The sequence below is a fragment of the Bacillus sp. A015 genome, assembly GCF_053851875.1.
The window spans coordinates 1-9,461 of record NZ_JBSPZB010000035.1; the positions used below are offsets into that span (position 1 = coordinate 1).

The 9,461-nt window shown below is 39.4% G+C and carries 10 protein-coding genes, 1 tRNA gene, 1 other RNA gene and 1 pseudogene; 4 read left to right on the plus strand and 9 right to left on the minus strand.

What is annotated here, in order from left to right; all coding sequences use genetic code 11:
• Nucleotides 1-370 precede the first annotated feature (370 nt).
• From ACSLGF_RS18325 to tadA, 7 genes are all read right to left on the minus strand, one after another.
• A complete protein-coding gene (locus ACSLGF_RS18325; RefSeq protein WP_008342006.1) occupies nucleotides 371-634 on the minus strand; it encodes a pro-sigmaK processing inhibitor BofA family protein in 264 nt (87 codons plus the stop codon).
• 66 nt (nucleotides 635-700) lie between these two features.
• Nucleotides 701-925: a YaaL family protein gene (locus tag ACSLGF_RS18330; RefSeq protein WP_008360288.1), complete on the minus strand. Its 225-nt coding sequence runs from the start codon at nucleotides 923-925 to the stop codon at nucleotides 701-703.
• A gap of 18 nt (nucleotides 926-943) precedes the next feature.
• Nucleotides 944-1,540 (minus strand): recombination protein RecR, encoded by a 597-nt coding sequence (gene recR, locus ACSLGF_RS18335; protein ID WP_456007706.1) that lies wholly within the window; start codon nucleotides 1,538-1,540, stop codon nucleotides 944-946.
• A gap of 15 nt (nucleotides 1,541-1,555) precedes the next feature.
• Nucleotides 1,556-1,879 (minus strand): YbaB/EbfC family nucleoid-associated protein, encoded by a 324-nt coding sequence (locus ACSLGF_RS18340; RefSeq protein ID WP_456007708.1) that lies wholly within the window; start codon nucleotides 1,877-1,879, stop codon nucleotides 1,556-1,558.
• 25 nt (nucleotides 1,880-1,904) lie between these two features.
• Nucleotides 1,905-3,617, minus strand: a complete 1,713-nt coding sequence (gene dnaX, locus ACSLGF_RS18345; protein WP_456007710.1) for a DNA polymerase III subunit gamma/tau — start codon at nucleotides 3,615-3,617, stop codon at nucleotides 1,905-1,907.
• Nucleotides 3,618-3,946: 329 nt separating this feature from the next.
• An RNA gene (gene ffs, locus ACSLGF_RS18350) (signal recognition particle sRNA large type) lies at nucleotides 3,947-4,211 on the minus strand.
• Between the two features lie 76 nt (nucleotides 4,212-4,287).
• Entirely contained in the window at nucleotides 4,288-4,764 is a 477-nt protein-coding gene (gene tadA, locus ACSLGF_RS18355) for a tRNA adenosine(34) deaminase TadA (RefSeq protein ID WP_099728784.1), read from the minus strand.
• A 79-nt stretch (nucleotides 4,765-4,843) separates the two neighbouring features.
• On the opposite strand from tadA, the gene ACSLGF_RS18360 reads away from it, so the two are divergent.
• The 4 genes from ACSLGF_RS18360 to ACSLGF_RS18375 all read left to right on the plus strand — a co-directional run bounded on the left by ACSLGF_RS18360 (nucleotide 4,844) and on the right by ACSLGF_RS18375 (nucleotide 8,104).
• Entirely contained in the window at nucleotides 4,844-5,398 is a 555-nt protein-coding gene (locus ACSLGF_RS18360; RefSeq protein ID WP_456007712.1) for an isochorismatase family cysteine hydrolase, read from the plus strand.
• Between the two features lie 99 nt (nucleotides 5,399-5,497).
• The gene (locus ACSLGF_RS18365) at nucleotides 5,498-6,745 is read left to right on the plus strand and encodes a glycosyl hydrolase family 18 protein (RefSeq protein WP_456007718.1); all 1,248 of its coding nucleotides are present in this window, start codon (nucleotides 5,498-5,500) and stop codon (nucleotides 6,743-6,745) included.
• Between the two features lie 79 nt (nucleotides 6,746-6,824).
• Nucleotides 6,825-7,448 carry a deoxynucleoside kinase gene (locus ACSLGF_RS18370; protein ID WP_456007714.1) on the plus strand — a complete coding sequence of 208 codons (624 nt, stop codon included), beginning with the start codon at nucleotides 6,825-6,827 and terminating at the stop codon, nucleotides 7,446-7,448.
• The gene (locus tag ACSLGF_RS18375; protein WP_456007716.1) at nucleotides 7,445-8,104 is read left to right on the plus strand and encodes a deoxynucleoside kinase; all 660 of its coding nucleotides are present in this window, start codon (nucleotides 7,445-7,447) and stop codon (nucleotides 8,102-8,104) included. The genes ACSLGF_RS18370 and ACSLGF_RS18375 overlap by 4 nt, the downstream gene beginning before the upstream one ends.
• Nucleotides 8,105-8,190: 86 nt before the next feature.
• Here ACSLGF_RS18375 and ACSLGF_RS18380 read toward each other — a convergent pair.
• Nucleotides 8,191-8,283 (minus strand) — tRNA-Ser (locus ACSLGF_RS18380).
• A gap of 131 nt (nucleotides 8,284-8,414) precedes the next feature.
• A pseudogene (locus ACSLGF_RS18385) lies at nucleotides 8,415-8,750 on the minus strand (methyl-accepting chemotaxis protein); the annotation flags it as partial.
• Nucleotides 8,751-9,461 lie beyond the last annotated feature (711 nt).

Here is a 9,461-nt window from a genome sequence, read left to right on the forward strand (position 1 = left end):
ATTAGGCACGCCGCCAGCGTTCGTCCTGAGCCAGGATCAAACTCTCCGAGGTATGCAGGATGCATATCACACATGCGTTGCTACACGATGCAGCGAACTTAGTATGTGATCTTTCCTGCCTCGTCAGTTTGACTGACTACCTATGATGTATCATAGGATTTTTTTATAAAAACTCGAATTAACAGGTACGTTTTGTCTTGTTTAGTTTTCAAAGAACTTGTTTACCGCTTCAGAAGCGACTAGAACATCTTATCACATCCAAGTTGTTAGTGTCAACAACTTTTTTGTTGTTATGTTTTTTCGTTTCTTCGTCATCAGCGACGTATATTAATTTACCACCATACAGAATCAAAGTCAATAATATTTTTCATTAAATAATAAACTTTTCTATTACGACTAAAGCCGCTACGCCTGGAATGCCCAATAAACCACTAATTCCACTCGTTACAGGGTTAATGGAGACATGAAGTCCTAAACTCTCACCGAACAAATTGAGGCAGAATAAAAAAAGAGCGCCTGCTACAAACTTAACTCCGATAAGCCCTAACCATTTGAATGGATTCGCTTGAACACCTGACATAAACAACAATAATACAGCTAGCAAAATTGAACCAATCACAATAACAGGTTCCATAATCCTCTCATCTCCTCTTCATATGAATAGTACAAGCATATGAGAGGACTATGTAAAATAGACCTGCTACCTCCAGTTGTTTAAACGTATATTCCTCTTTTTCGCTTCTCTCAGATAGAAAAAGTACTTCGCTTGAGCAAGCTTTAATTCGAATAGAATGTCCGGTGAAGGCTCAACGCTATTTGCGACAAGCTTTTTTTGTCTGTTCCATTCTTCCTTTTGCTTAAAAAGCTGTTGAATTAGTTTCTCATCGAATTCTTTTCGAATTGATTTTCTGCGAAGAAAACCCATGTACCGTACTTCTCCTTCCTACATCTCACGTCTGCCTTCTAGAGCCTTAGAAAGTGTGACTTCATCTGCATACTCTAAATCTCCACCTACTGGGAGTCCGTGAGCAATGCGAGAGAGTTTAATTCCTGATGGTTTCAACAATCTGGAGATATACATGGCTGTCGCTTCTCCTTCAATGTTTGGGTTGGTTGCAAGAATCACCTCTGTCACTTGATCGTCTTGCAATCTTTTTAATAAGTCAGGAATTTTAATATCCTCCGGTCCAATTCCGTCCATTGGCGAAATGGCACCATGAAGCACATGATATAAGCCGTTATATTCTTTCATCTTTTCCATTGCAATCACATCTTTTGGATCTTGTACTACACAGATCACAGATTGATCTCTTCTTGTATCTTCACAAATATAGCAGGGATCCTGATCAGTGATATGCCCGCAAACCGAACAATAAGTTAAATTACGCTTTGCATTTACAAGCGACTTCGCAAAGTCTAGTACGACATCTTCCTGCATACTAAGAACAAAAAAAGCCAGACGGACCGCAGTTTTTGGTCCGATTCCTGGCAATTTCATAAAGCTATCAATCAGCTTTGATATTGGTTCAGGATATTGCATCTTCAGTTATTCCCCCTAGAATAAACCTGGCATGTTCATTCCTTTTGTGAATTGACCCATTGTTTCATTTGTTAGCTCATCGATTTTTTTCAATGCATCATTTGTCGCTGCAAGCACAAGGTCTTGAAGCATATCGATGTCTTCAGGATCAACAACTTCTTCATTAATTGCTACATCGACGACTTCTTTTTGTCCATTTACTTTGACAGTGACCATACCGCCACCTGCTGTACCTTCAAGAACCTTTTCCGCAAGCTCTTCTTGAGCCTTAGCCATATCCTTTTGCATTTTTTGCATTTGTTTCATCATTTTTTGCATATTTCCCATTCCACCGCGCATATGAACACCACTCTCTTTCTTTTAGTTAATCTTTAATTTCAATCAAATCAGTTCCTACTAACTTCTTTGCTTCCGCAATCAATGGATCCTCTTCAGCAGAAGTTGCCTGACCATCTGCCTGTTCATCCGGCTGATGATCCTTTAAAAATTCTTCTCTTATTTTACCCCATTGAGCGTCAGGAACGCCAACTAATTCCACTCTTTTTCCTAGCATAGACTCTAGCAGGTGCTCGAGGTTGGTTCGAACACCACTTTTATCTTCAGCCACCATCTTACAATGTATTTCGAACTTGAATTTTAAAACAAAGGCGTGAGATGCAGCTGCAACTGGTTCACTATCCGTTAATAGCGCAGCGTGAGACACCTTATTTTGCTGTTTCAACTGGGCAAGGAGCTCTCCCCATTTGCCTTTTAATTTTTCTAACTCCGGCCGCTTCGCTTCTTTTAGAATCTCGTGAATTCGTCCAACAGGTGCACGATAGCCATTTTTGTTGCTTGTTTGTGGTCGAGGTGCTTCCTTTTTTTCTTGAGGACTATGAGACTGAGACATCGGTACACCCTCAGCTCTCAGCCTTGATAGCTCCTGTTCCAGCCTGTCTATTTTATCCGTTAACGCTGTTAAATCAGAGTTAGCATGAGATTGTGTTATTCCGGCCGTTGACTGACAAAGCTTAACAACGGCTACTTCAAAGAAAATCCTTGGATGATTCGTCCATTTCATTTCTTGGTGGCTTTTATTAAGCACTTCAATCGTCTCATACAGAAACTGAGGCGTCACACGATCAGAGAGTGTCACGAACTTTTCATCGACTTTTACCTTTTCAAGTACTCCTTCAAGATCTGGTGCCGTTTTATAAAGCAACATATCTCTAAAGTAAAAGATCATGTCCTCTATTAATTTAGCCGCATCTTTCCCCTGCTGGAGCAATTCATTTAATGTATCTAACGCTACAGCAATATTTTGATCAAAAATAGCTTCGGCAAGCTGACTAATGAAATGCTGAGATACAGCACCTGTAATGAGCAGCGCATCATCAATTGTCAGTTGTTCACCACTAAATGAGATCGCTTGATCCAACAGGCTTAGTGCATCACGCATACCGCCATCTGCTGCACTAGCAATAATCTCGAGCGAGCCCTCTTGTACATTTAGGCTTTCTGCATCTACAATTTTCTCCATTCTTCCAACAATATCTTTTGTCGTGATCCGTTTAAAATCAAATCGCTGACACCGGGATATGATGGTAAGAGGAATCTTATGAGGCTCTGTGGTAGCCAAAATAAAGATACAATGAGCAGGCGGTTCCTCTAGCGTTTTAAGGAGTGCATTAAATGCCCCGATAGAGAGCATATGTACTTCATCTATAATATAAACCTTATATGTAACCGCCGAAGGAGCAAATTTAACTTTATCACGTATATCTCGGATTTCATCTACCCCGTTATTCGAGGCAGCATCTATTTCAATCACGTCTGAAATCGAACCGTTTGTAATCCCTTTACAGGCATCACATTCATTACACGGTTCACTAACAGGTGACTTTTCACAGTTCACTGCCTTTGCAAAGATCTTAGCAGCACTTGTTTTACCTGTTCCTCTAGGACCTGAAAATAAGTAAGCATGAGAAAACTTTTTCTGCAAAAGGGCATTTTGCAACGTTTTTGTGATGTGTTCTTGTCCAACAACATCCTCAAAAACTTGAGGCCTGAACACTCGGTATAAAGCTTGATAACTCACAAATACGCCCCCTCCATTTATCATCATCTTCATTATACATGATGCAACGATCAATTCAAAAGTACACCTTTATTTTCTAATAAGCGAAAATGGCGTTTTCATATGAAGATTTTTTACTTTTCATGAATCAAAAACAAATTTTCTAGCTTTGCAAAATGACCTGCCAGCTCAAACAGAACAACAGTTCTCGTTATAAGTTATTTTAAAAGCAAATCACCTCAAAAAGGCTTTTTAATCATTTGTATCAACCTAGCAACTGAGCTATTCTTTGAACAGCAACAAAAAACTCACCTAGATAAACTAGATGAGTTACATTTAATATTGATTTACCGTGCACCTTCTGTCGATTCGCTACCCCAAGCGTTACTTAAACAGTTAGCTCGGCCCAGGCAACCCTGCGGCACATGAGAGGTTTCACTTAATGCTGCTTCCTTCCGGACCTGACATGGTTCATGAATTCCCATTGCGCAGGACCCAGACGTCAACACCACTTATTTAAGGCAGACCTTGAAGTAAACGAACCTTGAGAAGGGATTCGGCCTCGCTAGAGCGGATTGCGAGTACAGGGCACCGCTACCTCCCCGCTTAGCACGGCAAAATGAATATTAAATTGTTAGTGACGCAGACATAAGTATACCTTCTTACAGCTGAAATTGCAAACGACACCCATTCATTTACTTTTCGCTTGTTTCTTCCGCTGACGGAGATCTCGAAAGAATTGACTTAACAGCTCACCGCATTCATTTTCAAGCACACCACCAATGACTTCAGACTGATGATTGAACCGCTCATCATCCAGTAAATTCATTAAAGTACCTGCACATCCACCTTTAGGGTCATATGCACCAAATACGACCTTTTTCACTCTGGAAAGCACAATAGCACCCGCACACATTGGGCATGGTTCAAGCGTAACATAAAGTACAGCCTCTTCTAAACGCCAGCTTCCAGTCACTTTACACGCTTCATCAATGGCAAGTAATTCTGCATGTGCAATTGAACGCTGCTCACTTTCCCTTAAATTATAAGCGCGGCTCACAATTTGGTCATCTACAACGATGACAGCACCGATCGGCACTTCTCCTATTTGTTCTGCTTTTAAGGCTTCAAAAATGGCTTCTTGCATAAACTGTTCATCTTTCGTCATAGCACAGCTCTCTTTTCATGTTTTTTAAATGGATGTTGAGGTTAACATATTACCACAATCTTTTGAAGGGGGTCTTATTTTGCCAAATCACCAAAAGGCACTGCTTATTATCGACATGATCAATAATTTTGATTTTGAAATGGGACATGTGCTCGCTGAAAAAACAGAGCAAATGACCAATAAAATTTTAGCCCTTAAACAACACGCTTTCAAGGAAAATTGGCCAATCATCTATATCAACGACCACTACGGACTCTGGAAGGCTGACATTCAAGCTGTCATACAAACATGTAAAAACGAAAGAAGCGCTACTATTTTAGAGCAAATGGCACCATCTAACGATGATTATTTCTTAATTAAACCTAAGCATTCTGCCTTCTATGGAACAGCACTAGAGACACTTCTAAATGAACTAGGTGTTCATGATCTTATTTTAACTGGAATTGCAGGAAACATCTGTGTTCTTTTCACTGCAAATGACGCATACATGCGAGAATACAATCTGATTGTACCTAAAGATTGTATTGCTTCAAACAATGATAGAGATAACGAGTACACTTTAACGATGATGGAGAACGTTCTTCTTGCAAAAATCACAACTGCTAAAGAGATCACGAATGAAAATCAAACATGATTTATCCATAACCCTCATAAATTGTTAGCAATAACAAAGGGGGCGTTGACTATTCAAATTTATGTTGTCAAAAGAGGAGATACTTTAAGTGAGATTGCCATGCGTTTTAAAACAACAGTCAATGAAATCATCCGCACCAACGACATCGAAACACCAAATCAACTCGTCATCGGACAAACAATTGTCATTCCAATTAGAGGCCAATTTTATGAGGTCAAACAAAATGACACACTTTATCAAATTGGGAGGCGATTTCAAATTTCAGTGGAAGAATTGGCACGTGTGAATAGGATTCGGCCTGAAGCAATACTTCCTATTCGATTCTTGCTCTATATTCCACAAAGACCGAAAAGAAACATAAATTCAAATGCTTATATTGAACCACGTGGAAATCAAGTCAGTGAAAACTTAAAGCAAGCAGCTAGAGAAGCCTCTCCATACTTAACCTATTTAGACGCCTTTAGTTTTCAAGCACAAAGAGACGGGACACTGCGAGAACCACCGTTAGACCAACTACCTCAGATTGCCGCTCAAAGCAGAACCATATTATCCATGGTGGTCACAAACCTAGAGAATGAAAAATTCAGTGATGAACTTGGACGAATCCTTTTAACAAACCAATCTGTCAAAACCACATTTTTAAATGAAATCGTTCGCGTTGCTCAAAAGTATCAATTAAAAGAAATCCATTTTGATTTTGAATATTTACGCCCTGCTGATAAAGATGCTTATATTCAATTCTTAAGAGAGGCAACAACCCGTTTCCACCGAGAAGGTTGGACAATTTCCGTTGCGCTTGCTCCTAAAACAAGTAGTGAACAAAAAGGAAAATGGTATGAAGCTCATGACTATGAAGCCATCGGTAAGATCGTTGATCATGTTGTGTTGATGACCTACGAATGGGGATACAGCGGCGGTCCTGCACAAGCCGTTTCTCCAATTGGTCCTGTCCGCCAAGTCATTGAATATGCACTGACTGTCATGCCGGCCAACAAAATTGTAATGGGGCAGAATTTATACGGCTATGATTGGACGCTTCCTTACGTACAGGGCGGCCCCATTGCCAAAGCCGTCAGTCCTCAACAAGCGATCGCAATTGCTAGAGAGAATGATGTATCCATTCTCTACGATGAAACAGCACAAGCTCCCTATTTTCGTTATACAGATGCTAATAACAATGAGCATGAGGTATGGTTCGAAGACGCAAGGTCGATTCAAGCCAAATTTAATCTCATCAAAGAGTTAAACTTGAACGGTATCGCTTACTGGAAACTAGGCCTATCCTTCCCACAAAATTGGCTCTTATTATCAGATCAATTTAATATTGAAAAAAGAACGACATCGTAATCCATTCACTCTATCTCTTAGAAGGGGTATGGTACAATATACATTGGTTTGACAACTTTATAGATAGAGGAGAACGCCTATGTATCCTGCCCCTTTTATTGCAGTGGAAGGCCCAATTGGAGCCGGAAAAACAACTTTGGCTACAATGCTTGCGAAGGAATTTCAATTTCCTTTAGTAAAAGAGATTGTAGAAGAAAATCCATTCTTAGATAAATTTTATGAAGATATGGAACAATGGAGCTTTCAGCTTGAGATGTTCTTTTTATGCAATCGGTTCAAACAGTTAGAATCAATTGAAGAAAACTATGTGAAAAAACAACAACCGATTGTTACAGATTATCATGTCTATAAAAATATGATATTTGCAGAAAGAACATTATCAAAAAAGCACATGGATAAATACAGAAAGATCTATCACTTGCTAACAGATGATCTTCCTAAACCCAATGCCATGATCTATATAAAAGCCAGCCTTCCCACCTTACTTAATAGAATACAGATGAGAGGACGCTCTTTTGAAGAAGACATCGACCCAGCTTATTTAAAAACCTTAATTGAAGATTATGAGCTGGCCATTGAACATTTAAAACAGACTGACCCAGGGCTTCCTATCATTACAATTGAAGGAGATCTTACAGACTTCGTTTCCTCACAGCAAGATTACCAGCAAATTGTACAGAACATAAAGGAGCAAGTGCTATGAACAATATCGAAATACCAAAGGACGCGGTCATAACAATCGCCGGGACTGTCGGCGTGGGAAAATCAACCATGACTAAAACAATAGCGGACAAGCTAGGGTTTCAAACCTCTCTTGAAAAAGTAGATGACAACCCATACTTAGAGCCTTTCTATTCAGATTTTCAAAGATGGAGCTTTCATTTACAGGTCTATTTCCTGGCTGAGCGTTTTAAGGAGCAAAAGCGAATTTTTGAATCTGGTGGAGGATATGTGCAAGATCGTTCAATCTATGAGGACACTGGCATTTTCGCTAAAATGCATGCGGACAAAGGCACGATGTCCGAGGTAGATTATGAAACGTATACGAGTCTATTTGAGGCGATGGTGATGACACCTTACTTCCCTCACCCTGACGTCCTTATTTATTTACATGGGGATTTAGATCATATTTTACATCGTATTGAAGAGCGCGGCAGAGAGATGGAAACTCAAACAGATCGAGCATATTGGGAAGAAATGTACACTCGATATACTGAATGGATCGAACAATTTGATTTATGCCCAGTAATTAAAATTAATATTGAAGATTATGACTTACTTCATGATGAAAGCTCACTTGATCCCATTCTTCACGAAATTGCTTCTGTTATTCACAAAAATCGTTCTAAAACAAAATAAAAAAAACCGCTGCATTTCGAATGCAGCGGTTTGACAAATTCCAATTTTTATGCTTGTGTTTCAATTCAACTAAGGTAAAATCAATATGGCGGAGGAAGAGGGATTCGAACCCCCGCGGGCTTTGACACCCCTGTCGGTTTTCAAGACCGATCCCTTCAGCCGGACTTGGGTATTCCTCCGTATCGACAAGAATTAATATATCATATCATTTCATTTGAAGTCAACATCTTTTCACAAAAAAATTTAAACATGTGTTTTGTTATGATGATCTACCTATAAAAAGCAGCCAAAATGACGGCTGCTCTTGATTCTATTTCGTATCCTGTCTAATTTCCTCAATAAACTGATTCATCTCTTCTTTAAACTCATTTAATGATTCGATAATCTTTGTAAAGTCTGTCACTTGTTTGGCTTGTTCGTTTGTTGAGCTGCTGATTTGTGAGATATTTTCAGACAAAGTGCCAATGCTGTTTTGGATTTCTTTTAAGAATGTATTAATGGTTTCAGCCGCTTCCTTCGAACCATCTGATAATTTACGTACCTCATCTGCAACGACAGCAAACCCTTTTCCATTTTCACCTGCTCTTGCCGCTTCAATTGCAGCATTTAGACCAAGCAGATTTGTTTGTCTAGCGATCCCGCCTATGGTTTTGACGACTTCTTCAATGTTCGCAGACTTCTCTTCCGCTCTTCCTGCCTGCTCGCTTATTTCTAGGCTTGTAGCCGCCAGCTCTTGTGAATGCGCAGCAATTTGCTCAATTCCACCTTGTAGTTCTTTCGCTACTTTATTAATATGCTCCATATAACCGCTTAATTTCTTTTCGCGATGATGTGAAAAGGCCACTAAAAAACAGCCAATCACTTTTCTATCTTCATCAAAAATCGGGTAACCTTTTACAGCAACTTCATAGCCGTATAAAGACTCTGGTAAATGACCGTCGTATTCTTGTCCTCTTAATGTCGTCGCCACGTTTTGGTCTTCTGGGTTCAATGCGTCCCCTACTTTAATGCCAAAATCTATTGTGTTAGACGGGTAATAACAAAGCACCTTCTCTGTATCAGTGATGCCGAAAAGGATACTTTCATCTAGAACTTTTCTAAGTAATTGAGCCATTTCAACATAATAGTCAAGCCTATTCAAGGTTATTCCTTCTTTCCTAGAAGCTTTTAGTTTTTTTATCGGCTTATTTTAGAAAAGCTGTAGAAGTTTAGGTAAAAAGAATAAGATGCCATAACGGCATCTTATTCAGGCTGTCGAGAAAATCTCGACAGCTTTATTTTTTTCCTTAAAGTTTCCATTCCCCCGTTTTATAATAGAGAAAAGCATACTAAAGGAAGGTGTTTTTCTCATGTTCCA

Coding starts and splice junctions, on each gene's coding strand:
- ACSLGF_RS18325 (WP_008342006.1), bottom strand. CDS start 634: ATGGAACCTGTTATTGTGATTGGTTCAATTTTGCTAGCTGTATTATTG.
- ACSLGF_RS18330 (WP_008360288.1), bottom strand. CDS start 925: ATGGGTTTTCTTCGCAGAAAATCAATTCGAAAAGAATTCGATGAGAAA.
- recR (WP_456007706.1), bottom strand. CDS start 1,540: ATGCAATATCCTGAACCAATATCAAAGCTGATTGATAGCTTTATGAAA.
- ACSLGF_RS18340 (WP_456007708.1), bottom strand. CDS start 1,879: ATGCGCGGTGGAATGGGAAATATGCAAAAAATGATGAAACAAATGCAA.
- tadA (WP_099728784.1), bottom strand. CDS start 4,764: ATGACGAAAGATGAACAGTTTATGCAAGAAGCCATTTTTGAAGCCTTA.
- ACSLGF_RS18365 (WP_456007718.1), top strand. CDS start 5,498: ATGCGTTTTAAAACAACAGTCAATGAAATCATCCGCACCAACGACATC.
- ACSLGF_RS18370 (WP_456007714.1), top strand. CDS start 6,825: ATGTATCCTGCCCCTTTTATTGCAGTGGAAGGCCCAATTGGAGCCGGA.
- ACSLGF_RS18375 (WP_456007716.1), top strand. CDS start 7,445: ATGAACAATATCGAAATACCAAAGGACGCGGTCATAACAATCGCCGGG.